Genomic DNA, 23640 nt, shown 5'->3' with positions numbered 1-23640 from the left:
AGATGGGGATAAGAGACAGCCGTCGCGCTGATCCCGATCGGGGTCGGGATCGTCACCACACCGTGGGTGCTGACCGGTGTGCGGGCGTTCGCGGACTGGCGGCGGGTGCTCGCCGCCGAATGGGGCGGGGTACGGATCGCGTCGGCGTACCGGCCGATCCCCCAGGACGCCAACCCGTGGGCGCGCACCTTCGGCATGCTGCGGGACCCGGCGACCTGGCGGGACTTGCGGTGGCTGCCGGTCGACATGACGGCGGGCTTCCTCACCGCGCTGCTGCCGGCCGTGCTCGTGCTCTACCCCCTGGAGGGGTTCGCGCTGGCGGCGGGGCTGTGGCGGGTGTTCCCCGACGGGTACTGGTACGGGTTCGTCCCCGTCACCGGGCAGGTCTCGGCGCTGGCCGCCGCCGCCCTCGGGCTCGTCATCCTCTTCTTCGGCCACTTCTTCGCGCCCCGGGCGCTCCAGGCACACTTCCGGCTCACCAAGGCCGTTCTCGGCGCCAACCAGGGTGAACTGGCCGAGCGGGTGAGGGTGCTGACCGAGACGCGGCGCGACGCCGTGGACACCTCCGCCGCCGAACTGCGGCGCATCGAGCGGGATCTGCACGACGGGGCGCAGGCCCAGCTGGTCGCGATGGGCATGGACCTGGGCACCATCGAGATGCTCCTCGACAAGGACCCGGAGAAAGCACGGGAGTTGCTCGCACAGGCCCGCAGGTCCTCCGTCGACGCCCTGGCCGAGCTGCGTGATCTGGTCCGGGGTATCCATCCGCCGGTGCTGGCCGAGCGCGGACTCGGGGACGCCGTAAGGGCGTTGGCGCTGCGGCTGCCGCTGCCCTCCGAGGTGACGGTGGAGCTGCCCGGCCGCGCGGACGCCCCGGTCGAGTCGGCGGCGTACTTCGCGATCAGCGAGATCCTCACCAACTCCGTGAAGCACTCCGGCGCCGACCGGCTCTGGATCGACCTGCACCACGCCGAGGGCATGCTGCGGATCACCGTCACCGACGACGGCAAGGGCGGCGCGGCGGTCGGGGCGGGCTCGGGGCTGGCCGGGGTCGAGCGCCGGCTGGGTACATTCGACGGCGTCCTGGCCGTCAGCAGCCCCGCGGGCGGTCCCACCATGGTGACCATGGAGATCCCTTGCGTGTTGTCCTAGCCGAAGACCTGTTCCTGCTGCGCGACGGACTGGTCCGGCTGCTGGAAGCCCACGACTTCGAGATCGCCGCGGCCGTCGAGTCCGGCCCCGAGCTCGCCCGCGCGCTGGCCGAGCTGGAACCGGACATCGCCGTGGTCGACGTACGGCTGCCTCCCACGCACACCGACGAGGGGCTCCAGTGCGCGCTGGACGCCCGGCGGGCACGGCCCGGGCTTCCCGTGCTGGTGCTGTCGCAGCACGTGGAGCAGTTGTACGCGCGCGAGCTGCTGGCCGACGGCACCGGCGGGGTGGGGTATCTGCTGAAGGACCGGGTGTTCGACGCGGCGCAGTTCGTGGACGCCGTGCACCGGGTGGCGGCCGGGGGTACGGCCATGGACCCGCAGGTGATCCAGCAGCTGCTGACCCGACGGGCCGCGGCCGACCAGCCGTTGGGCCGGCTGACCCCGCGGGAGCTGGAGGTGCTGGAGCTGATGGCGCAGGGGCGGTCCAACGCGGCGATCGCGGGACAGCTCGTCGTCACAGAACGGGCCATTGCCAAGCACACCTCCAACATCTTCATCAAACTGGACCTTGAAGTGTCGGACGACGACAATCGACGCGTTCTGGCGGTCCTCGCCTATCTGGACCAGGGCCGGTGAACGGTTGCTGATTTTCTGTAACTTCCGCTGTTCAGGCGATGGTTGTGGCCGGGCAGCCGATTAATCCTCTGATTTGTTTGTGAGGCGACTGAACACCCGTGGGACCACGTCCGTATGGAACTGCGCCGCTTCACTCCTGTCGGGCGACTCGACGCCCCGCAAGGAAGTCAGAGGAGTTCCATGGGACGCAACATTCGCAAACGCCGTACGTCGATGACCACCAAGGTCGTGGCCGGGTCGGCAGCCCTAGCGCTCGGTGGGGGCGGGCTTGTTTGGGCGAACTTCTACGCCTCGGCGCACGAGTCCGGGTCCGGACAGAACCAGGTGAAGGCCGCCGCGGCACAGATCGCCACGATCCAGTGCCCGGACGTCGGCCAGAAGCTGACGAACGTCCCGACAGGCGCCCGGTCCGGCGTGAGTACGGAGCTGGCGAACCTGGACAAGCAGATCACCGAGGCCTACGCCCGCCTCGCCTCCACGCGCCAGGCGCAGACCAACGACTCGGGATTCGTCCAGAACGCGATCCTCGGCCCGCTCAAGGACAAGCGGACCGCGGCTCTGGACCGGATCCGGATCAACATCAAGCGCGCGGGCGGGGCCGACACCAGCCTGGCCCAGCTCGCCGCGTGCACCGGAGTCCAGGCTACGCCGCAGACCAACGCCGGCCAGAACAACGGCGGTCAGCAGAACAACGGCGGTCAGCAGAACGGCAACGGCCAGCAGCAGGGCGACGGCCAGGACCAGGGTCAGGACAACGGTCAGGACCAGGGCCAGGATCAGGGTCAGGACCAGGGCAACGGCCAGCAGAACGGTCAGGGCGGCAACGGCCCGACGGCCGCGGACTTCGTGGACATCACGCAGGTCCAGGGCAACGCCCAGCTGGGTGTGGGCGCGAACGGACTCGCGGCGAACGGCCGGTCGGGTTCGCGAGGCACCTTCACCACCAAGTGCGGCACCAACGGGAACGACAACCACAACACGGACAACGTGATCGTGGCGCCCGGTGTCTCCAACGGTGCCCACCACCTGCACGACTACGTCGGCAACCAGAGCAACGACGCGTTCGCGAGCGACCAGGAGCTGGCGGCGGCACAGACCACCTGCCAGAACCAGGGCGACAAGTCCTCGTACTTCTGGCCGGTGCTGCGACTCCAGGACGGTTCGCAGGACTTCGACCAGAACGCGGCCGGCGGTGGCACCGAGGGCAACGTGGGCAAGATCCTCCAGCCCGCGCAGGCGCAGCTGAAGTTCGTCGGCAACAAGAAGGGCAACGTCGTCGCGATGCCGACCGCCCTGCGCATCATCACCGGTGACGCCAAGGCGTTCGTCAACGGCAACGCCAACGCCAACGTGAACTGGTCCTGCACCGGCTTCGAGAACAAGGTCCAGCTCGAGGACAAGTACCCGATCTGCCCGCAGGGCAGCCAGGTGGTCCGTACGACCAACTTCCAGAGCTGCTGGGACGGCGCCAACATCGACAGCGCCAACCACCGCACCCACGTGGCGTTCGTCCAGGCCGACGGCACCTGCGCCAACGGCTTCAAGGCGATCCCGCAGCTCCAGGTCCGGCTGGTCTACAACGTTCCGGCTCCGACCCTCCAGAACGGGACGGTCGTGAACCCGTACGCGGTGGACACCTTCCCGGAGAACCTGCACAAGCCGATCACCGACCACAACGACTTCATCAACTTCTTCTCCACGAACACGATGAACAAGCTGGTCAACTGCATCAACACCGGCAAGAAGTGCCAGTGAGCTAGCGCATGAGAAAGCCGGCGGTGGGATTTCCCACCGCCGGCTTTCTCGTGCGTTCAGTGACTCTCCGAGTGACTTCCCGTGTGGGCGGTGTGGTCCTGGCCCTCCTCGATGTCACCGCCGAGCTTGGTGCGCAGGGTGGTCACCGTCTTGGTCTCGCCGACGGCGATCCACTTGCGGCCGACGAGGTAGTGACCGCCGTAGTCCTTGGCCCCGTTGATCCACTCGCGCTGGCCGCGGTCGGTGGCGAAGGTGGCCAGGATGAACTTGCCGTCGGCGTCGCTCTTGCGGCACGAGGCCTGGCGAATCTCGTCGGCGTCGATCTGGATGGTCGGGTCGCAGCCCACCTCGGCGGCCAGGTGTTCGAGGCTGCCGGTCGCCGTCTCCGGTACGGCGGCCTTGTCGTCGTCGCCACCGGAGCCGCAGCCGGCCAGCACGAGAGCCGCCGCGGCGGCGGCGAGGATCGATCGGGTCAACCTCATCTGTTCCTCCGGAACCTTCCCATGGGCCTGGGTGCCCGTCCCCTTGCATACGGCTGTGGGGCAAGGTGTGCTCAAATCCGCTGTCTCCGTGAGCACACCCGTGCGAGAGTGTGCCGGTGAACGAGGACTGGGAACAGCAGATCACGGCCGCCTGGGCCACTTTCGACGAGTATCCCGAGGACCGTGCCGCCGATTTCCGGGCGGTGATCGACGCCCTGGTCGCCAGGCTTCCCGACGGCAGCCCGGACGGCCCCTTCGAGCGGGCCTGTGCCTGGGACTCGACCGGACACTCCGACAAGGCGGCCCCGCTGTACCGCGAGGCGCTGGCGCTGGGCCTGAGCGGCTACAAGGGCCGCCGGGCCAGGATCCAGCTGTCCAGCTCGCTGCGGAACATCGGCCGGGCCGAGGAGGGCGTCAAGCTGCTGACACCCGAACTGGACGGCCCTTCGGACGAGTTGGACGACGCCGTACGGGCATGTCTGGCCCTGTGCCTGTCCAGCCTCGGCCGGGACCGCGAGGGCCTCTCCCTCGTCCTGGGCGCACTGGCCCCCCATTCGCCGCGCTACCAGCGGTCGATGGCCAACTACGCCCGCGCTCTCGTGGAGCCGGAGGCCTGACCCGCCCCGGCGGCGGTGACCAACCCCCCATTCGCTCGTTTTGCTGAACGTGCAGTCACAGGATGTCGCCCCGCGCCCCGCACCCGCCTCCCCCGAGCCGTTCGTCGATGTCGAACAGGCCGAGGCCGCGCTCGTCGAGCACTACCCACGGCTCGTCCGGCTCGCCTATCTGGTGCTGCCGCCGAGCCTGGGCCGCAACCGGCGGGTCCTGACCGCGCACGCCCTGACCCAGCGCGCCCTGCCCCGGGGACGTGCCTCGACGCCCGTCATCCCGGCCCAGTCGACCGGCCGCGACGGCGACCCCGGGTACGCCTTCGTCCGTCTCCATGTGCTGCGTACGGCGCTGGAGGCGGGCGTGCCGCTCACCTTCAGGAAGCGCCCCAAGCGCTCCCAGCTGCCGCCGCTGCTCCCCCAGGTGTGGGGTCTCAGGCTCTTCCCCCGCTCGGGCGGGGCCGATGAACTCGCCCTGGACCAGCGGCTGTCCGCCCTGTCCGGGCCGGCCCGGGCCGCCTATGTGCTGCGCGGCCTGGAGCGGCTCCCGGACGGCGAGGTCCGCCGGGTGCTGACGGCGGCCGGTGTGGCGGAGCCGGACGAGGCGCTGGAGGAGGCCGACACCGTCCCGGCCCAGTACCCGCTCCTGGACTCCCCCGAGTTCGACCCCTGTTCGCTCCAGGCCCGGCCCACCGACCTGATGCGGCGCCGGCAGCACCTGAAGGCCGCACTCGCCGCCGCCGTGGCCGTCGCCGTGTGCGGGGCCCTCCTCGGTCTGCCCGGCGACGGCTGGGCTCCGGACGGCGCGGCCGCTCCGGTGTACGCGCAGAACCCGGCCGCCCAGGCCGCCCTCGACCCGGGCCAGGTGACCAGGGTCCCGGCCACCGCCTGGCAGGCCGCCTCACGCAACGACTTCTCCGTCTGGCCCGCCCGCGGCGGCCTCACCGACGACACCGCGCTGCTGCGCCGCGCCCTCGCCGTGTGGGCCCGCCCCGGCGAGACGGTACGGGTCTCGGCGACCCCCGGCACCCCGTCCGGCGGCCCCTCGGGCCCTGCCCAGCTCCTGTACGCGGGGAACGTCGACAACGCGCGCGTGGTGATCCTCTACGACGGTCTGCGCATCGCCCGCTACGCCGAGCCGAAGGACGGCACGCAGGGCGCGGCCCTCGACTTCGCGCGGGTCGACGGGGCGACGTCGGCCGAGGCGAGCGCGGTCGTGCTGGGCCGGGCCGACGGCAACGTCCGCTATCTGATGGCGCCCTGGGTGACGAAGGCCGCCGAGCGGGACCTGCTGAAGCCGTCCTCCGGCACGATGGCCCTCACCCTGACCGACGGCGTGACCTCGCCGCTGGCCGGCCCCGCCCGGCAGACCGGCGGCTGCACGTCCTGGAACGTCCTCCAGCTGACGGACCGTGGCGGCACCCGGCTGATGAGCGACCTCGGCGAACTGGTCCCGGCCCGGCTGACCACCGGCCGCCCCGGCGCGCTCCACGAGGCGTCCGGCGCGGAGGCGCTGCGCACCTGGGCGCCGTACGCCTGCTCCCTGTCGGCGATGAGCTCGGCGGGCGTACGGACGGTGAACGCGTGGCCCTACGCCGAGCAGCGGCTGCCCGACGCGAGCGGTGCCGCGGACTGGGTGTGCACGCGCGCCGAGACCTGGCGTGGTGGCGGCACCCGGGTGCTGGCGCAGTTCCGTACGCCGGGCGGGGCGTACGGGGCGGTCGCGGCGAAGGCCGAGAACGTCCCGGCGTGCGGGCCGCGCGATCCGAACGTGCTGGCCGGTGTGCTGTGGAAGTCGGAGGGCGGCTCCTGGTATCTGCTGGCCGCCGGCAGCCGGGAGACCTCGTCGGTCAGCGCGACGGGCGGGGTGAGGGGAACCGCTGACGGCAGCCTGCTGGCCGTGAAGACCAAGGAGGGCACGCAGGCCGAGCTGAAGGGCACGCTCAAGGACGGACGGGCGATCAGCGGACTCCGGTAGGACAGGGCGCTTGCTGACACTGATGTAAATAAGAGGGTGCACAGGGGTTCACCCAGGCCCTACTCGTCAGTACATTGACGCCATGTCTCACACTCAGGGCCAAGAGCGGGTGCCCCTCAAGGCGCGGAAGGTGTCCTTCGCCTGGGAGGACACCCCGTTGCACTGGGTGCCCGGCGATCCCTTCACCACGCACACCATCAATGTGCTCCACCTGCTGCTCCCCGCCGGCGAGCGCTGGTTCGTGCACGTCTACAAGCAGGTGCTGCCGCTCATCCGCGACGAGCGGCTGCGCGAGGACGTCATCGGTTTCATCGGCCAGGAGGCCATGCACTCCCAGGCACATGACGAGGTCCTGCCGCATCTGAAGGAGCTGGGGCTCGATCCGACGCCGTACACCGCGCAGGTCGACTGGTTCTTCGAGAAGCTGCTCGGCGACCGGACCCTGCCGCCGGGCAAGGCGCGCGAGTGGTGGCTCCTGGAGCGGGTGGCGATCATCGCGGCCGTGGAGCACTACACCGCCTTCCTCGGCAACTGGGTTCTGAACGCCGAGGAGTTGGACCGGCGGGGCGCCGATCCGACCATGCTGGACCTGCTGCGCTGGCACGGTGCCGAGGAGGTCGAGCACCGGTCGGTCGCCTTCGACCTCTTCATGCACGTGGACGGCGGTTACCGGCGCCGGGTGCGCACCTGGGCCACGGCGTTCGCGGCGCTGATGTTCCTGTGGCAGCGCGGGGCCCGCTTCTTCATGGAGAACGACCCGACGCTGACCGACGGCAGGGCGAGCTTCCGGGACTTCCACGTCCGGGGGCGGCGCGGTGTGCTGCCCGCGACCGGCGACATGCTCAGGTCGATACCGCGCTATCTGAGCCGCGACTACCACCCCTCCCAGGAGGGCTGCACCGAGCAGGCCGTCGCCTATCTGGCCACCTCCCCCGCCGCCGTCGCGGCCGAGACCGCGTGATGCCGAAGCCGCTGACCGTCGCGGTCGTCGCGGGGGCCGCCTTCCTCACCCGCCGGGCGATGCGCCGCCGTATCCGGACCTCGCCGCTGTGGCCGATGCCCGCGCTGGACGAGCCGGTCTCCGGGCGGCCCCGGTCGCGGGCGCTGCGACTGCTGGTGGCCTCCCGCGAGGAGATCGCCGACGGGGTCGTACAACTGCGTCTGGAGGGCGGGGACCTGCCGCGCTGGGAGCCCGGTGCGCACCTGGACCTCGTCCTGCCGTCGGGCCTGGTGCGGCAGTACTCGCTGTGCGGGGACCCGGCGGAGACCACCTCGTACACGGTGGCGACCCGGCTGGTGGCGGACGGGCGGGGCGGCTCGCGCGAGGTGCACGAGCAGGTGGCCGAGGGCATGGAGCTGGAGGTGCGCGGACCGCGGAACCGTTTCCCGCTCGTCAAGGCGTCGTCGTACGTCTTCGTCGCGGGCGGCATCGGGATCACACCGGTCCTGCCGATGCTGCGGGCGCTGCCGGACGGGGCGGAGTGGCGGTTGCTGTACTGCGGGCGGTCGCGGGAGTCGATGCCGTTCGTGGCGGAGCTGGAGGGAATGGACCAGGTGACCGTCGCCGTCGGGACACCCGAACTCGGCGCGCTGGACGTGCCCGAGGGGGCCGCCGTCTACTGCTGCGGTCCCGAAGGGCTCATGGCGGCGGTCGAGGAGCGGTTCCCGCAGGTGCGCCTGGAGCGGTTCACGCCTCGCGCCACCGCGCCGGGCGCCGCGTTCGAGGTCGAACTCCGGCGCAGCGGGCGGACGTTGACGGTCCCCGCGGACTCCTCCGTACTGGCCGCCGTACGCCGGGAACTGCCGGACACCCTCTACTCCTGCGAGCAGGGTTTCTGCGGAACCTGCCAACAGCGGGTGCTGGAGGGCGAGGTGGACCACCGGGACGAGCTGCTGACGGACGCGGAGCGCGGTGACTCGATGCTGATCTGTGTTTCGCGGGCGCGAAGTGAGCGGCTTGTGCTGGATTTGTGAACACCCGCGTCCGGACCGGGCCGTTCCGGGCCGGATCCGATCGGTAAGGTGTTCGCATGACTACCGGCGTACGGCGAAGAATGGGAGTCGAGGAACGGCGGCAGCAGTTGATCGGCGTTGCCCTCGAACTGTTCAGCCAACGCTCGCCCGACGATGTCTCCATCGACGAGATAGCGACCGCGGCAGGCATCTCCCGCCCGCTGGTCTACCACTACTTCCCCGGCAAACTCAGCCTCTACGAGGCCGCGTTGAAGCGCGCGGCCGACGATCTCGCGGACCGGTTCGTCGAGGCGCAGGACGGACCGCTGGGCGCGCGACTGCTGCGGGTGATGCGGCGCTTTTTCGACTTCGTGGACGACCACGGGCCCGGTTTCGCCGCGCTGATGCGCGGCGGCCCGGCCGTGGGCTCGTCGGCGACGAACGCGCTCATCGACTCGGTGCGGCAGGCCGCGTACGACCAGATCCTTTCGCATCTGCGGGTGGAGAACCCGCCCGCGCGGCTGGAACTGGTCATCCGCTCCTGGATCTCGCTCGCCGAGTCGACCGCGCTGATCTGGCTGGACGGCCGGCGCATCCCGCGCGGCGAGCTGGAGGCGCAGCTCGTCCACGACTTCGCGGCACTGGCCGCGGTGAGCGCGGCCTACGACGAGGAGATGGCCGCGCTGATGCGGGTCATGCTCCGCGACGAGCCGACCGACGGGCCGTTCACCGACCTGGTGGGCCGGCTGATCGCCCTCGCCTCCTAGGGCCTGTCGTCACATTCCCTCCCCCAGAGGGGGTGCCCCCTGCCGCGCGGCGCCATGCACGCCGAGAGCACGCACCTGACGCCGCGCGGCCCGCCCTCCGGGCGGACGACGGGAAGGTGACGACAGGCCCTAGAACTTGCGGTAGGAGGCGTCCAGTTCACGCACCTCGGCGGAGGCGTGCAGCACGAAGTCGTCGTCGTTCTCGATGTGCCGCCGCACCAGCTCCAGGACCGCCTCGGTGAGCTTGGCCTTGGTCTCCTCGGTGCGTCCGGTGAGCAGACCGAGGGTGACGTGAACGACCGCGTGGCCGGGCTCCTCGGGGTCCTCGTAGCCGAAGGCCGTGTACGCGCTCGCCCGGAACTGCGTCTTGCACGCCTCCGGCTTCGCCGCCGCGATCTCGACCGTCGCCTCGTGCAGCGCCCGGGCGAAACCGGCCCGGTCGAAGACGGGGGCGATCGTCTGGGAGTAGTCGACGGTGATCTGCGGCATGAGCACTCCTGTTCTAGGTCAACACACGTCAGCCTAGCCGCAGCGCCAGCATCGCGATGTCGTCCTCCCGGTCATGGCCGAAGGAGGCCAGCAGGGTGTCGCACAGGGCGTCCAGGCCGGGCAGGGAGCCGGCGGCGGCCGCGCGGAGGTGCTCCATCGAGGCCGCGAGATCCGTGCCCCGGGTCTCGATCAGGCCGTCGGTGACCATGAGGAGCCGGTCGGTGGGTTCGAGGAAGAGCTCGGTGGCCGGCGGATGGGGCAGTCCGATGCCGAGCAGCGGACCGGCCGCCTTGACGTAGTCGGCGCCGCCGGTGTCCCGGACGGTCAGCGGCGGGATGTGTCCCGCGTTGGCGATTCGGGTGCGCCCGGTGCCGGGGTCGATCAGCGCCAGACAGACCGTGGCCGTGAGGTCGGGGTGGTAGCGCTGGAGCATCCGGTCGAGGCGCTCGGCGAGCACGGCCGGGTCGCTGTCCTCGACGGCGTAGGCGCGCAGCGCGTGCCGGATCTCCACCATGACGGTCGCCGCGTCCAGCGAGTGCCCGACGACGTCACCGACCGCGGTGAGCACCCCCTCGTCGGTCCGCAGCACCGCGTAGAAGTCGCCGCCGATCTCGGTCTCCGGGGACGCGGGCACATAGCGGACCACGACGTCCATGCCCGGCAGCTCGGGCAGCCGGTGCGGCTGGGGCAGGAAGCTGTGCTGGAGCGTGAGGGCGACATGCCGCTCCACCTGGTACATGAGCAGGGGCTGCGCGGCGAACGCGGTGGCCTGGGTCAGCTGGGCCAGCAGGCTCTCGCGCTCGGGGCCCATCCGGCGCATCCCGCGCGCGGGCGCGGCCAGGCACACCACGGCCCTGCCGTCCTGTGTACGGACGAGCGCCAGCCGGGCGTCGTGCTCCACGCCGGGCCGGAAGTACCCGGCCGGCCACAGCGGTGAGGGCACCGTCGTGAGCTGCACACCGGCGGACTGTCCCCGGGTGAGCCGTCGCAGCAGGGCGGCCACCGCCCGGTCGGCACCCTCGTCCGGCAGGGCGACGGGGATGCGGTCCCGGGACAGGCCCCGGTACAGCCGGTCGCCCTGGTCCAGGACGAAGACGGCGGCGGGAGTGCCGGTGACCCGCGAGATGCCCTCGGCGGCCGCGTCGGTGAGCTCCGGAAGGGAGCGCGCCGCCTGGATGGTGACGATCGTCTCCGACAGCAGTGTCAGCCGTCGTACCAGCGCCCGGTCGTCGGCCCGCACCTGGGCGTTGCGGATGGCGGCCCGGACCACGGCCTCGATCTCCAGGGGCTCGGCGGGCACCTTCAGATAGGCCTCGAATCCCGCGTCCAGGCCCTCGCAGCAGTTGACCGGGGCCACACTGGCGGCCGAGAAGTGCACGACCGGCAGCTGGGCCGTGTGCGGCCGCTCCTTGAAGAGCCGGCACAGTTCGAAGCCGCTCATGTCCGGCAGGCCCACGTCGACGAGGGCCACGTCCGGCAGGGTGCCCTTGCGCAGCCGTACGTCGAGTTCGGCGAGCGCCTCGCGGCCGCTGGCGACCGGCACGACCCGGTGGCCCGCACGGCTCAGCAGGGTGCCCATGGCGTACCGGCCGGCCTCCGTATCGTCCACGACCATCACGGTCGTGCCTGTCAGGTCCGCGTTGACGTCCATGTGGCCAGCCCTTGGACAGCACGATGGGGCAGACCCGGACCCGGGTCTGCCCCACCACGGTAATGCCCTTGTCAGGACTTGCGGGAGAATACGGCCACAGTCCGTCCGGGAACGGTGAAGGTGCCCGAAATCCGCTCGTAGGACGACTCCTTGACGGTGGAGTCCCCGCCCGCCGCCTGCACCTCGTGCAGTGTGTACGCCGTCCCGGCCAGCGCGGCCACCCGCTGCTCCCGCCGGTCGGGCGTCGCGTTGAACACCACGACGAGATCACCGAGTTCCATGGTGATCACGCCCGGCGTCTCCTCCTTGCCCGACAGCGGGAAGGACAGCTTCGACTGCACCTGCACGGCCGTGCCGAGGGAGAACACGCTCTCCGTCGAACGGATCCTCAGCAGGTCCTGGTACGCCGCCGAGGTGCCCTCGATCTGCGGGCAGCCCACCTTCACCGAGCCCAACAGGGGCTTGGCGAACGACCACTTGGACTCGTTGTCGGCCGCCATCGGCAGCCCGCGCCCGAAGCCGTTGCCGTCCTGGCAGCTCCAGTGGACGGCGTTGAACCAGTCGCCGCTGTCGTAGGAGTTGCGGTCCAGGGACTTGGAGCGCAGCAGGTCGGTGCCCGCCTGGGAGAGCGAGGGGCCCTGCGAGAGGGTCGCGGTCGCCATGGCGAGGACCTGCATCCGGGCGCGGTCGTCCGCACCGGTCGTGGCGGGCAGCTTGTACGTCAGCGCGTCGAACAGCGACTCGTTGTCGTGCGCGTCGGCGTAGGCGAGGGCGTCGCCGGGCGCGTCCGCGTAACCGGCCGGCTGGCCGTTGTAGTCGACCTCGGCGCCGGTGACCTCCTTACCGTCGGTGTCGGTGAACGTGTACGCCGCGAGGTTGCCGCTCAGCCCGACCTTGATGAGGTCCTGGTAGTGCAGCAGACGGGCCTTCTGCTCGGCCGTGGTGCCGTTGCTGGTCGAGGAGTTGGGGTCGGTGTAGAGACCGGACGCGAAGCCCTGGACGCCGGGGTCCTCGTCGAAGGGGCCGCCGCCGCGCACCGCGTCCCGGGCCCGGTCGGAGAAGGTGGCGATACCGGTTCCGGCCATGTTCTTCTGGGTGGCCTGGACGAAACGGGCGTCGTCGGCGACCTCGCCGAAGTTCCAGCCCTCGCCGTACAGGATGATCTTCTTGCCGTCGACTCCGTCCTTGGCGAGGGTCAGCGCGTCCAGGGCCTTGCGGACCGCCAGGATGTTGGCCTTCGGGTGGTGGCCCATGAGGTCGAAGCGGAAGCCGTCGACCTTGTACTCCTTGGCCCAGGTGACGATCGAGTCGACGACCAGCTTGCCCATCATGGCGTTCTCGGGCGCCGTGTTGGCGCAGCAGGTGCTGTTGGCGACCGAGCCGTCGGCGAGGAGCCGCTGGTAGTAGCCGGGGACGACCTTGTCGAGGACGCTGGTGTCGGCCTGCCCGCTGGAGGTCGTGTGGTTGTAGACGACGTCCATGACGACCCGCAGGCCGTCCTCGTTCAGGGACTTGACCATCTCGCGGAACTCGACCGTGCGCCCGGTGCCGTCGGGGTCGGTGGCGTAGGAGCCCTCGGGGACCGTGTAGTGGTACGGGTCGTAGCCCCAGTTGTAGGCGTCCTTCGCCGCCGCCTTCGCCACGCACTCCTGCTGCTTGTCGGAGTCGGCCGGATAGGAGGCCAGGTCGCAGTCGGGGGTCGCCTGGTCGGACTTCTTCTCGGGGATGGTGGCGATGTCGAACGCCGGGAGCAGGTGGACGTAGGAGGTGCCCGACTTCGCGAGCGCCTTCAGGTGCTGGGAGCCGTCGCTGTTCTTGTCGGTGAAGGCGAGGTAGGTGCCCGGGTCACTGGCCGTCTTGTCCGCGACGGAGAAGTCGCGGATGTGCAGCTCCTGGATCTGGGCGTCCTTGAGCGGGGTGGCCTTCGGCTTGGTGTACGTCGACCAGCCGCTCGGGGCGAGGGACCTGTCGTCCAGGTCGACGACGAGGCTGCGCTCGGAGTCGGCGGTCAGGGCGACCGAGTAGGGGTCGGTGACCTTGTTGGTGACGATCTTCCGGACGCTGGGCGCCCAGACCTTCACGATGTACCGGTACTCCTTGCCCTTCCAGGACTTGGGGCCGGTGACGGACCAGACGCCGGTGACGGAGTCGCGCTTCATCCTCACCGTGGAGCCGTCGAGCTCCAGGGCGACGCTCTGCGCGGTCGGCGCCCAGACGGCCAGCGTCGGACGGCCGCTCCTGTCGAACGTCGGGCCGAGGTCGGCCTTGGTCGCGGCCGGGTACAGATCGTCGAGGACCCCGGCGATCTGCACACCGGTGGCGGCGAGCACGGCGCCGTTCACGGCCCGCTGGGAGGCGACGAGCTGGCCCCCCAGGGCCTCGCGCACCCGGTCGCGGTCACGCGGGTCGACGGACCAGGCGGTGTAGTCCTTCAGGTGCGGGAACTTCTCCTTCTGGGCGTCGGTGAGGGTGGTCTTCGACAGCCGCAGCCAGCGCTCGTCGTCGCTGGTCAGCGCGCCGTCCTCGGCCGTGATCGAGCCATCACGGCTGTAGAGCAGCTGGGTGGAGACCGCGGCGTCGGAGCCGTTCCAGGCGATGGTGTCCCGGTCGATCCAGACCGCCTTGGAGGTGGTCAGGTCGACGGCGGCCGCGGAGCCCGCGGGCTGCGGGAGCAGGTACTTCTCCTGGCCGTTCACCAGCCACACCTCGTGGCCGCTGGCCGTGAGGTCGAGCGACTGGTCGCTGGGCAGGTCCTTCTCGTCGCCCTTGTGCAGGATGTAACTGAGGCTGGTGGCCCCGTCGGTGAGCGGTACCTCGTAGACCGCGCCATAGGTGTCAGTCTTCACCGGCTCAAGGGGCTTCGACCAGTCCGTGGGGTTCGCGGCGCCCGTCCAGACGTGCAGTCCCCAGCCGTCGTAGTTCCCGTCCGCCCGGTGGTAGTGCAGGACCGCCTTGGTCTTGTCCTGCGCGGGGTAGTCGGGCCGCTCGGTGACGACGTCCGCCTTGCCCTGCTCGATCCAGACCTCGCCGGTCTTGGTGACGTCGATCGTGCGGTCGGCGGAGACGTCCTTGTTGCCGTCCTTGTCGATGACGAGGAAGCCGACACTGGAGGCGCCCGGCTTCAACTTGACGTAGGCGAAGGCACCGTAGGCGTCACGGCCGACGAAGGGGTGGCTGTCCGGCCAGTTCGTGGCCTCGCCGTCGGCGATGTCACCCCACGCGTACAGGCCCCAGTTCGCGTAGTCGCCGTCGGTGCGCTTGTAGTGGACGATCGCGTAGTCGCGGGAGGAGGCGGTGGGGACCTCCTCGGCGGGCGGGGTGCCGGTGGTGGAGGCGGCGGTGGCACTCGCGGTGCGGCCCGCCCGGTCGATGACAACCGCCTTGTAGCGCAGGGCCGTTCCGGCCGGTACGTCCTCCCCGACGACCTGGGTGACCTGGTACGGGGCGTGGTCGGCGGAGCCGAGGGTGCGCCACTTGCCGTTGCCGACCTGTGCGGCGAAGACGACCCGGTTGAGCTGTCCGCCGTCGACATCGGCCGTCAGCGAGACGGTGCCGGTGGCTCCGGCGTCGGGCGCCTTCAGGGTGAGCGTCGGCGCGGTGGCGGGCTCGGCGGGCTTGCCGGCCGCCTTGAGGACGATCGCGGAGCCGGCGGGGACGGTGACGGTGATCTTCTTGTCGGCGTCGCTCTTGAGCGGGGCGGCGCCGCCGTAGACACCCTTGAACGCCATCCCGGCCGAACCGGTCGCGAAGGTCGCCGACTTGGCCGCATCGGCGTTGTTGAACGCGACGACGTACTCCTGACCCGTCTTCGCATCCGTACGCGAGAACGCGTAGATCCCGCTGCCGTCCGCCGCGTAGCGCTCGGTCTGGACGCCGTCGGTGAGGGCGGGGTTGGCCTTGCGGAGCTTGGCCAGGGCGGCGATCTGCCGGTACAGCGGCGCGCTCGTGTCGTACGCGTCGCTCGCGTGCGTGCGGTCGGTGCCGATCTCGTCGTCGTCGAGGTAGTCGGCCGTCCTCGACGCGAACATGGTCTGGCGGGCGTCCTTGTCGCCGCCGGATCCGGTGAAGCCCTGCTCGTCGCCGTAGTAGACGACCGGGTTGCCGCGGCTGAGGAACATCAGCTCGTTGGCGAGCCTGTCCTTGGCGAGGAGTTCGGCGTCGGTCGCCTTCGGGTTGTCCTGGTTCAGGAAGTACCCGATGCGGCCCATGTCGTGGTTGCCGAGGAAGGTGACCTGTTCGTACGCGTTGGCCTTGTCGGTCGTGTACTTGTAGTCGTCGCCGAAGACGGCGGCCAGCTTCTGCGCGCTGCCGCCCTGGGAGGCGTACTGCCGTGCCGCCTCCTGGAAGGGGAAGTCGAGCGTGGCGTCGAGGCGGCCCTGGGTGACGTACGGCGAGGTGATCGACGTGTCGGCGGAGTAGACCTCGCCGAACATGAAGAAGTCGTCGCGGCCGTGCTTGGCGGCGTAGGAGTCGAGGGCGGTGGCCCACTGGGTCCAGAACTCCATGTCGACGTGTTTCACGGTGTCGATCCGGAAGCCGTCGATGTCGAAGTCGCGGACCCACTTCTCGTAGATCCTCTCCATGCCGCTGACGACCTCGGGACGCTCGGTCCACAGGTCGTCGAGGCCGGAGAAATCGCCCTGCTCGGAGCTCTCACCGGCGAAGGTGGAGTCGCCGCGGTTGTGGTACATCGTCGGGTCGTTGAGCCACGACGGGACCTTGGTGTTCTTCTTGGCGGCACTGACCGTCGGCGTGCGCGGGAAGGAGTCGGTGTCGACCGACGGGAACGTCCGGGAGCCGTCCGCGTAGTCCGAGTCGTCGAAGGGCTCGCCGTCCTCGGTCAGGTACGGGAACGCGCCCTTGGAGAGGTAGCCGTAGGACTTCTCCTCGTAGTCGACGACGTCGGCCGTGTGGTTGGTGATGACGTCGAAGTAGACCTTCATGCCCTTGGCGTGGGCCTTGGAGATCAGGGTCTCCAGGTCCTTGTTGGTGCCGAAGTGCGGGTCGACCTGGGTGAAGTCGGTGATCCAGTAGCCGTGGTAGCCGGCGGAGGCGTCGCTCCCCGTCCCCTGCACGGGCTGGTTCTTGAAGATCGGGGCCATCCAGATGGAGGTGGTGCCCAGATCCTTGATGTAGTCGAGCTTCTTCGTCAGACCCTTGAGGTCGCCGCCCTGGTAGAAGCCCTTGTCGGTGGGGTCGTAGCCGGTCGCCGAGCGGGAACCGGTCAGCCCGCCCTCGTCGTTGGAGGTGTCACCGTTGGCGAAGCGGTCCGGGAGCACGAAGTAGAACTGCTCGCGGGTGGAGTCGTGCCGGGCGGGCGCCGAGGCGAGCTTGGCGTCGGAGGGAGGCGGCGGCGGGGTGTCCGCCCGCGCCGCGAGGGGTTGGACGAGCGCTGCGGCCAGCGCGGTCACGGTGACCGCGGCGATCCGTCCCACATGGGTGGTTCGACGCCTCGACGGCGACGGCCATCTCGGTATCACAGATGGACTCCTTGCGATTGCGGCGGCTCTACATGGGTCCGACCCCGCGCGAAACGTATCGCCGCCGCAATGATTACAGCAAGAGTCCTGAAAGTAACGGAAAGAACTTTCAGCAGGGGGAGTTGGTCTGCGTCAGCAGGCCGAGCTTCCAGGGCAGCGTGTTGTACGGGCCGGAGGCGGCCGGGTCGAGGCCCTGGTACAGGTACTGCATGCGGCACGGGTTGACGGTGAGGGTCTGGTCCACGCCGGCCCGGATCATCTCACCGTGACTGACGTCCTGTGTCCAGGCGGTCCCGTCGAAGGTCACGTTGTTCGACCGGGCGAAGGGGTTGGACTCGGTCTCCGCGAGGGGGGTCCAGGTGCCCGTGAGGCTGTTCGTCGTCCAGGACCGGAAGTAGCGCTTGCCGTTGCCGCCGATCGCCTCGACGAGCAGCAGATAGGTCTGGGAGTCGGAGAGTTTGTACACGTTGGCCGCCTCCCACAGCCGGTACTTGTTGCTGTCCTGCATCACGATGACCGTGTCGGTGAAGCCGTTCGGGAAGTTCGCGATGCTGGTGCGCGAGCGGTAGAGGTGTCCGTTGTCGTCGGAGGAGAACAGGTAGCAGTTCACCGTGCCGCAGATGGTCCAGAAGTCGACCCAGTAGCCGCTGCCGATGTTGTCCTTGATGATCTGCGGCATGCCGTTCGCGTAGAACTTCCTCGGCGCGGTCCACGACGCCGGGTCGGCGATGTTCGTCGTGGTCGAGTACGCCGCGTTGTCCCCGGTCTGGTACACGAGGTACCAGAGGCCTTGCGGAGCGAAGTAGAAGACCTGCGGGGCCGCCTTGTACCCGGCGCCGATGGCCGTCTGGTCCAGGTAGTGGTGCTGGGCGTTCGCGGCCTGCGACCAGTCGGTGAAGTTCAGGTAGACCATGTTGTACGAGCCGCCGGTGCTCGCCGTGGAGGCGAACACGTGCCAGCGCCCGCCCGCGTACACCACGGTCGGGTCCTTGATCGCGGCGATGCTGTGGGTGGCGTCCGACTTCGCGGCCATCAGCGGCCCGCTGGACCGCCACTGGAAGCTGCCCGGCAGGGCCGCGGCCGAGGGGGACGCCGCGACGCCGAGCAGGAGACCGAAGGCACCGGCCAGGATCGCGAGGATTCTCATGACACGCACGACGACTCCTATCGCTTGATGACGTAGGTGACGAGAGAGCGAGCCGGCACCGTCGCGGTCAGCGCTCCCCCGCTGACGGCCACGGCGGCCTGCCGGGCCATGCTGTTCGAGCCGTTGGTCAGATACGGGGTCGCCGTCCCGGTGCCGATCCCGGTGTTCTGGAGGCTGTACGACACCTGCTGGGCGCCGGCCCCCGCGTTGAGCGCTACGACGGTCAGGGTGCCGTCGGTGTTGCGGAACGCCGAGAGCCTGAGGCCGGTGTCGGGGGTGGTCGCGGCGATCCGGGTGGCGCCCGGCCGTACGAAGCGGCTGTAGCCGGCGAGGGCCCAGAGCCGCTTGGACACGTGGTAGTCGGCGCCGTCCATCTGGATCAGCCCGCGGGTGGCGCCGAGCGAGGCCCCGTACCAGTACACATAGCCGCTGGTGTTGCCCTTGGTCAGCGCGTCATGGACCGCCGAGGCCACGGTGAAGCCGTCGTAGCCGCTGCCGTCGTCCCAGTTCTCGTTCCAGGTGGTGCCGTTGGGCGACCACTCCGACATCCAGGTGCGCCCGGAGGTCGGCAGCGGGCCGTCGACGGCGCTCGCGTACGTGTGCCCCGTGTGCGTGGCGACGAGGTTCCGCGCGGTCGGGTCGGCCTCGATCGCGCTGGTGTAGGCCTTCTGCTGGTTCCAGCCGAAGGAGTCGCAGCAGGCGACCCTGTACCCGGCCGAGTTGGCGACCGGCCCGAACACCTTCGTGAACTCGACGGCCTGGGCGGGCGTGAGCCGCATGGAGTCGTATGTCGCCGTCCAGTCGGGCTCGTTGGTGAACCCGAGGTCGGTGATGCCGATGCCCTCCTGGGCGTAGAACCGCGCGTACCGCACCAGGAAGTCCGCGTACGCCCTACGCCAGTCCCCGCTCGCGCAGGTCGCGCCGGCGAGGCCGCACAGGGTGCCGCCGTTCGCGTCCGTCCCGTTGGTCTTCATGTAGCCGGGGGCGGTCCAGGCGTCGGCGTAGAAGCGGTTCACGCCGTACGCCTTGGCCTCCCTGGCCAGCCACACCTGCCCCTTGTCGACGCCGTCCCACACGTACTTGGGTGTCGCGTTCGGGCCGCCGGGGTCGGTGGGCTGGATGCCGGAGTCGATGCCGAGGCGCAGGATGCTGAGCCCCGCTCCGGTGGTGCGGCTGAGCAGGAGGTCGAGGATCTCGCGCTGTTTCGCGGCCGGCAGGCCCTGCGAGCCGTTCATGACGGCGGCCCGTCCGAAGTGCTCGGAGAAGCCGAAGCCGTCGATGGGCTGGTAGGTGGTGGAGCCGTTGACGGTGGCCGTCGTGGCGGCGTAGGCGTTCGTGCTGTTCGCCGCGGTGAAGCCGGCGGCGGTCAGCAGGACCGATAACGATGTCAGCGTCCATTTCCTGAATCTGCGTGTCATGATCCGTCCAGTTGTGGGAGCGCTCCCATTCACAGGGCGGAACGTAGAGCGATGTTCTGAACACGTCAACCCTGCGCGCATCGCGCATAATCGCTCGCCCCGCGCGGCCGCCCCTGGCTACCGTCCCCGCATGGAGCACGAACCGCCCCTGGTCCGCGATGTCTTCCCGGAGCTCGTCGCCGAACTGGTGGAACTCCTGCGGGAGGAGGGGGAACACTGGCTGTCCATCTGCGTCTGGGACGTACGGATGGTCGGCGAGTGCGGCTGCGGCGACGGCTTCTGCCAGAGCATCCGGACGGCGGAGCACACGCCCGGACAGCCGTACGGCCCGGGCCATCGCTGTCTGCCGCTGCTGCCCGCGACGGGCGATCTGATCCTCGACGTGGTGGACGGCCGGATCATGTACATCGAGATACTCGGACGGCCACCCATGCGCCGTGGCGGGGGTGGCCGTCGTGAGGGTGGAGCGGTTCAGCAGCTGGACTTGCCCGCGTAGATCGCGAGCGCGGTGTTGGCGCCGAGGGTGGCGGTGAACTGGCCGCCGGCGTTCACGGTCACCGTCGTGTTGTTCTGCACGTTGCAGTACGTCCCGGCGCTCAGCGAGGTCTGGTAGGTGCGGCTGAGGCTGCTCGACTCGTGGTTGATGGCGACGTAGCCCTTGCTGCCCCGCCCGAAGGCGATCGCGTCGCCGCCGTTGTCCCACCAGTTGGTGACCGACTCGCCGCGGGTCGCGTTGCGGAAGGCGACCATGCGGAGGATCTCCGGCCAGGCGTGCTGGCACTTCCAGCCGTCCTGCCAGCAGGCGGTCACCGAACCGTTGTTGGGCGGCCCGGCGTCCGTGCTGGACCACTCGTAGCCGGAGTTGATGTCCGGGGCGCCGTACGGGTAGGCGAGCATGAAGACGTTGGCGAGGGTGTAGTTCGCCCCGTCCTTGTAGTTGAGCGTGGAGCCGTTGCGCTCGGTGTCGTGGTTGTCGACGAAGACACCGGAGACCGAGCTGCTCATGTACCCCCAGCCCTCGCCGTAGTTCTTGAGATAGGCGAGGTTCTCGTTGTTGAAGACGCGCTTGAGGTCGTAGGCGTAACGGAACTCCTGCACATCCCCGTTGCCCGTGTACTCGGTCGGCTGGACGGCCTCCCCGCTGCCGTAGATGGCCTCCTGCTTCCAGTAGACCGAGGTGTTGCTGAGCCGCGACTTGATGTTGGCGAGGTCGGTCGCCGGGATGTGCTTGGCCGCGTCGATGCGGAAGCCGTCGACGCCGTAGCCGAGCAGGGTGTTCATGTACCCGGCGAGGGTGGCGCGGACGTACTCCTCACCGGTGTCCAGGTCGGCGAGGCCGACGAGTTCGCAGTTCTGGACGTTGGTGCGGTTGGTGTAGTCGGAGATCGTCGCCGTGCAGTCGTCGAAGTCGTACGAGGAGTAGAGCCCCGGGTAGTTGTACTTCGTGTACGAAGAGCCGCCGGTGCCGGTGCCGCTGCCCGCGGACATGTGGTTGATGACGGTGTCGACGACGACCTTCACCCCCGCGGTGTGGCAGGTGTTCACCATGGACTGGAAGGCGGTGGCGTCACCGAGACGCCCGGCGATCTTGTACGACACCGGCTGGTACGAGGTCCACCACTGCGAGCCCTGGATGTGCTCGGCGGGCGGGGACACCTGGACATAGCCGTAGCCGGCGGGGCCGAGGGTGTTGGTGCACTCCTTGGCGACCGAGGCGAAGTTCCACTCGAAGAGGACGGCGGTGACGTCCTTGGTTCCGGGCGGGGAGGCGCTGGCGGTGCCGGGGGCCAGGACGGCTGCGGCGGTGGCGAGCGCGGTGGCCGCGGCGCCGGCGGTTGCGGACCATCTCGATATCACGTGGGGGCTCCTTGCGTGACGGCCAGGCGTCTTTGCCCGGCGCCGGCGAGAACGTACCGCTAACGAAAGGTTTACAGCAAGGGGCTTGAAAGTCACAGCAAGAACTTTCATCCACAACCTTGACGTGCCCTTCTCAACTCCCCCACGCTCACGAGTTGTTGGATGCCGCCCCTTCTGATTCGGAGCCGCCGATGACCACCAGACACCGACCCCCGGGTGTCTTCCGACGCGCCGCGACCACCGCGGCGGCCGGAGCCCTCGCACTGGCCGGCGCGATAGCCCTGCCCGCGACACCCGCCCAGGCCGACGCCACGACCTCCGGCGACGTGATCGCCAACCTCTGGTCCTACAACTGGAACTCCGTCGCCTCCGAGTGCACGGACGTGCTCGGCCCCGGCGGCTACGGCGCGGTGTGGGTCGCGCCTCCGGCGGAGTCGCTGAAGCAGCCCAACTACTACTGGTGGGACGTCTACCAGCCGTACTCGTACAACCTCAACGGCCGCTTCGGGACGGCGGCGCAGTTCGCCTCGATGGTGGACGCCTGCCATGACGCGGGCGTGAAGGTGTACACGGACGCGGTGATCAACCACACCGCCGCGCAGACCGGCACCGGCTACAACGGCACGACGATCACCAACAAGTACGACACCCCCGACTGGGACCCGGGCGACTACCACACGTCGACGGAGTGCAGCGACTCCGACCTGATCATCGACGACTGGTCGAACCTCAACGAGATCCAGAACTGCGAACTCCTGGGCCTGCCCGACCTGGAGACCGAGGACGAGAACGTCCGCTCCGGGATCGCGGCGTTCCTGAACAAGCAGATCGCCCTGGGCGTGGACGGCTTCCGCATCGACGCGGCCAAGCACATGCCGGTGGCGGACCTGAACGCGATCTGGGCGAAGCTGAGCACGACGACGTCCGGCGCGGCGCCGTACATCTTCCAGGAGGTGTACCCGGGTTCGACGCCGGCCGCCTCCGACTACTACTCCGCGGGTGACGTCCTCGACTTCAGCTACGCGAGCAAGCTGAAGTCGTCGTTCCAGGGCAATGTGTCCGACCTCGCGTCCTTGTCCTCGTCCGGTGCGCTGACCCCCGCCAACTCGGTGTCCTTCGTGACCAACCACGACACCGAGCGCAACGGGCTGCACATGTCGTACAAGGACGGTGACACGTACAAGCTGGCGAACGTCTTCCAGCTGGCCTACAAGTGGTCGACCCCGACGGTGTACTCGGGCTTCGAGTTCTCGTCGTCCGACCAGGCCCCGCCGAACTCCTCCGGCTTCGTCACGGACACCGACTGCTCCAGCGGCTGGTACTGCCTCCAGCGGGACACCGCCATCGCCGGCATGGTGAAGTGGCACAACGCGGTGGGTTCGGAGTCGGTGTCCAACTGGTCCACCAAGTCGTCGAGCGTGATCGGCTTCGGGCGCGGCACGGCGGGCTACGTGGCGATCAACAACGGCTCGTCGGCGGCGACGTACACCTTCACGACCGGCATGGCCGACGGCACGTACGCCAACGTGACGGACAACGGCTCGACGACGGTGACGGTGTCGGGCGGCAGCGCCACCCTCACCATCCCCGCGAAGAGCGCGATCGCCTTCTACGACGGTGAGTTCACGCCGTGCACGACGTGCGAGGACGATGACGACGACCCGACGTCGACGGTGACGGCGACCTTCAACGAGTACGCGTCGACGACGTCCGGCCAGGACGTGTACGTGGTCGGCTCGATCTCGGCGCTGGGCGGCTGGGACACGTCCAAGGCGGTCAAGCTGTCGTCGACGGGCTACCCGGTCTGGTCGGGTGCGGTGAGCGTGCCGGTGAACACGTCGTTCGAGTACAAATTCATCAAGCGTGATTCCTCCGGCAACGTCACCTGGGAGTCGAACGCCAACAGGTCGGCTTCCGCGACCACTTCGGCGATCGCGATGAACAACTCCTGGAACCTGGCGAGCGCCAACGCCACCGACGTCACCTTCAACGTCACGGCCACCACCGACTGGGGCACCAACGTCTACGTCGTCGGCTCCATCGCCTCCCTCGGCTCCTGGAACACGGCCGACGCGATCCCGCTCTCCTCGGCGTCGTACCCGACGTGGAGCAAGCTGGCGATCGTGCCCAAGAGCACGTCGTTCGAGTACAAGTACATCAAGAAGAACAGCTCCGGGACCGTGACCTGGGAGTCCGGCACGAACCGCTCGTACACGACGGGGAGTTCGTCGGGCTACAGCACCGGCGACACCTGGAAGTGACCCC

15 protein-coding genes and 2 pseudogenes are annotated in these 23640 nt (G+C 69.4%); 10 read left to right on the top strand and 7 right to left on the bottom strand.

The features are described 5' to 3' along the window. Positions 1-18: 18 nt before the first annotated feature. The 3 genes and pseudogenes from HLK59_RS24470 to HLK59_RS24460 all read left to right on the top strand — a co-directional run. Positions 19-1152 (top strand): annotated as a pseudogene (locus HLK59_RS24470) (sensor domain-containing protein); the annotation flags it as partial. Continuing rightward, positions 1137-1790, top strand: coding sequence for a response regulator transcription factor (locus HLK59_RS24465; RefSeq protein WP_171143642.1), 654 nt, complete (start codon positions 1137-1139; stop codon positions 1788-1790). The pseudogene HLK59_RS24470 and the gene HLK59_RS24465, both read left to right, overlap by 16 nt. A 180-nt stretch (positions 1791-1970) precedes the next feature. Continuing rightward, a complete protein-coding gene (locus tag HLK59_RS24460; protein WP_171143641.1) occupies positions 1971-3545 on the top strand; it encodes a DUF1996 domain-containing protein in 1575 nt (524 codons plus the stop codon). Between the two features lie 56 nt (positions 3546-3601). Here the strand turns inward: HLK59_RS24460 and HLK59_RS24455 are convergent, their stop codons facing one another. Next, complete coding sequence (locus HLK59_RS24455; protein WP_171143640.1) at positions 3602-4027, bottom strand: hypothetical protein; 426 nt, start codon at positions 4025-4027, stop codon at positions 3602-3604. Positions 4028-4143: 116 nt separating this feature from the next. Between HLK59_RS24455 and HLK59_RS24450 the strand changes: the two genes are divergently transcribed. From HLK59_RS24450 to HLK59_RS24430, 5 genes are all read left to right on the top strand, one after another. Next, a complete protein-coding gene (locus HLK59_RS24450) occupies positions 4144-4644 on the top strand; it encodes a tetratricopeptide repeat protein (RefSeq protein ID WP_171143639.1) in 501 nt (166 codons plus the stop codon). A 49-nt stretch (positions 4645-4693) separates the two neighbouring features. After that, positions 4694-6613, top strand: a complete 1920-nt coding sequence (locus tag HLK59_RS24445; RefSeq protein ID WP_171143638.1) for a hypothetical protein — start codon at positions 4694-4696, stop codon at positions 6611-6613. A gap of 82 nt (positions 6614-6695) precedes the next feature. After that, a complete protein-coding gene (locus HLK59_RS24440; RefSeq protein WP_171143637.1) occupies positions 6696-7574 on the top strand; it encodes a metal-dependent hydrolase in 879 nt (292 codons plus the stop codon). Then, entirely contained in the window at positions 7574-8587 is a 1014-nt protein-coding gene (locus tag HLK59_RS24435) for a PDR/VanB family oxidoreductase (RefSeq protein ID WP_171143636.1), read from the top strand. The genes HLK59_RS24440 and HLK59_RS24435 overlap by 1 nt, the downstream gene beginning before the upstream one ends. Before the next feature lie 56 nt (positions 8588-8643). Further along, the gene (locus HLK59_RS24430) at positions 8644-9333 is read left to right on the top strand and encodes a TetR/AcrR family transcriptional regulator (protein WP_171143635.1); all 690 of its coding nucleotides are present in this window, start codon (positions 8644-8646) and stop codon (positions 9331-9333) included. A 129-nt stretch (positions 9334-9462) separates the two neighbouring features. On the opposite strand, the gene HLK59_RS24425 is transcribed toward HLK59_RS24430, so the two are convergent. From HLK59_RS24425 to HLK59_RS24405, 5 genes and pseudogenes are all read right to left on the bottom strand, one after another. Further along, a complete protein-coding gene (locus tag HLK59_RS24425; RefSeq protein WP_171143634.1) occupies positions 9463-9822 on the bottom strand; it encodes an isomerase in 360 nt (119 codons plus the stop codon). A 28-nt stretch (positions 9823-9850) separates the two neighbouring features. After that, complete coding sequence (locus HLK59_RS24420) at positions 9851-11473, bottom strand: fused response regulator/phosphatase (RefSeq protein ID WP_171143633.1); 1623 nt, start codon at positions 11471-11473, stop codon at positions 9851-9853. A 71-nt stretch (positions 11474-11544) separates the two neighbouring features. After that, positions 11545-16953, bottom strand: coding sequence for a pullulanase-type alpha-1,6-glucosidase (gene pulA, locus HLK59_RS24415; protein ID WP_171143632.1), 5409 nt, complete (start codon positions 16951-16953; stop codon positions 11545-11547). A gap of 109 nt (positions 16954-17062) precedes the next feature. Then, a pseudogene (locus HLK59_RS24410) lies at positions 17063-18043 on the bottom strand (non-reducing end alpha-L-arabinofuranosidase family hydrolase); the annotation flags it as partial. 74 nt (positions 18044-18117) lie between these two features. After that, positions 18118-19518: a glycoside hydrolase gene (locus HLK59_RS24405; protein ID WP_171143631.1), complete on the bottom strand. Its 1401-nt coding sequence runs from the start codon at positions 19516-19518 to the stop codon at positions 18118-18120. 130 nt (positions 19519-19648) lie between these two features. On the opposite strand from HLK59_RS24405, the gene HLK59_RS24400 reads away from it, so the two are divergent. Next, positions 19649-20014, top strand: a complete 366-nt coding sequence (locus HLK59_RS24400; protein WP_171143630.1) for a hypothetical protein — start codon at positions 19649-19651, stop codon at positions 20012-20014. Here HLK59_RS24400 and HLK59_RS24395 read toward each other — a convergent pair. Further along, a complete protein-coding gene (locus HLK59_RS24395) occupies positions 19990-21375 on the bottom strand; it encodes an alpha-amylase family protein (RefSeq protein ID WP_171143629.1) in 1386 nt (461 codons plus the stop codon). The two genes, HLK59_RS24400 and HLK59_RS24395, sit on opposite strands and share 25 nt — an antisense overlap. 191 nt (positions 21376-21566) lie before the next feature. Between HLK59_RS24395 and HLK59_RS24390 the strand changes: the two genes are divergently transcribed. Then, positions 21567-23636, top strand: a complete 2070-nt coding sequence (locus HLK59_RS24390; protein WP_171143628.1) for a carbohydrate-binding module family 20 domain-containing protein — start codon at positions 21567-21569, stop codon at positions 23634-23636. Positions 23637-23640 lie beyond the last annotated feature (4 nt).

It is taken from the genome of Streptomyces sp. S3(2020), assembly GCF_013044505.1.
Taxonomy (GTDB): domain Bacteria; phylum Actinomycetota; class Actinomycetes; order Streptomycetales; family Streptomycetaceae; genus Streptomyces.
Note: the sequence above shows the minus strand (reverse complement) of the source record. Positions and strands in the feature narration are given on the sequence as shown.

Coding starts and splice junctions, on each gene's coding strand:
- HLK59_RS24460 (WP_171143641.1), top strand. CDS start 1,971: ATGGGACGCAACATTCGCAAACGCCGTACGTCGATGACCACCAAGGTC.
- HLK59_RS24455 (WP_171143640.1), bottom strand. CDS start 4,027: ATGAGGTTGACCCGATCGATCCTCGCCGCCGCCGCGGCGGCTCTCGTG.
- HLK59_RS24440 (WP_171143637.1), top strand. CDS start 6,696: ATGTCTCACACTCAGGGCCAAGAGCGGGTGCCCCTCAAGGCGCGGAAG.
- HLK59_RS24435 (WP_171143636.1), top strand. CDS start 7,574: ATGCCGAAGCCGCTGACCGTCGCGGTCGTCGCGGGGGCCGCCTTCCTC.
- HLK59_RS24430 (WP_171143635.1), top strand. CDS start 8,644: ATGACTACCGGCGTACGGCGAAGAATGGGAGTCGAGGAACGGCGGCAG.
- HLK59_RS24425 (WP_171143634.1), bottom strand. CDS start 9,822: ATGCCGCAGATCACCGTCGACTACTCCCAGACGATCGCCCCCGTCTTC.
- HLK59_RS24420 (WP_171143633.1), bottom strand. CDS start 11,473: ATGGACGTCAACGCGGACCTGACAGGCACGACCGTGATGGTCGTGGAC.
- HLK59_RS24405 (WP_171143631.1), bottom strand. CDS start 19,518: ATGACACGCAGATTCAGGAAATGGACGCTGACATCGTTATCGGTCCTG.
- HLK59_RS24400 (WP_171143630.1), top strand. CDS start 19,649: ATGGAGCACGAACCGCCCCTGGTCCGCGATGTCTTCCCGGAGCTCGTC.
- HLK59_RS24390 (WP_171143628.1), top strand. CDS start 21,567: ATGACCACCAGACACCGACCCCCGGGTGTCTTCCGACGCGCCGCGACC.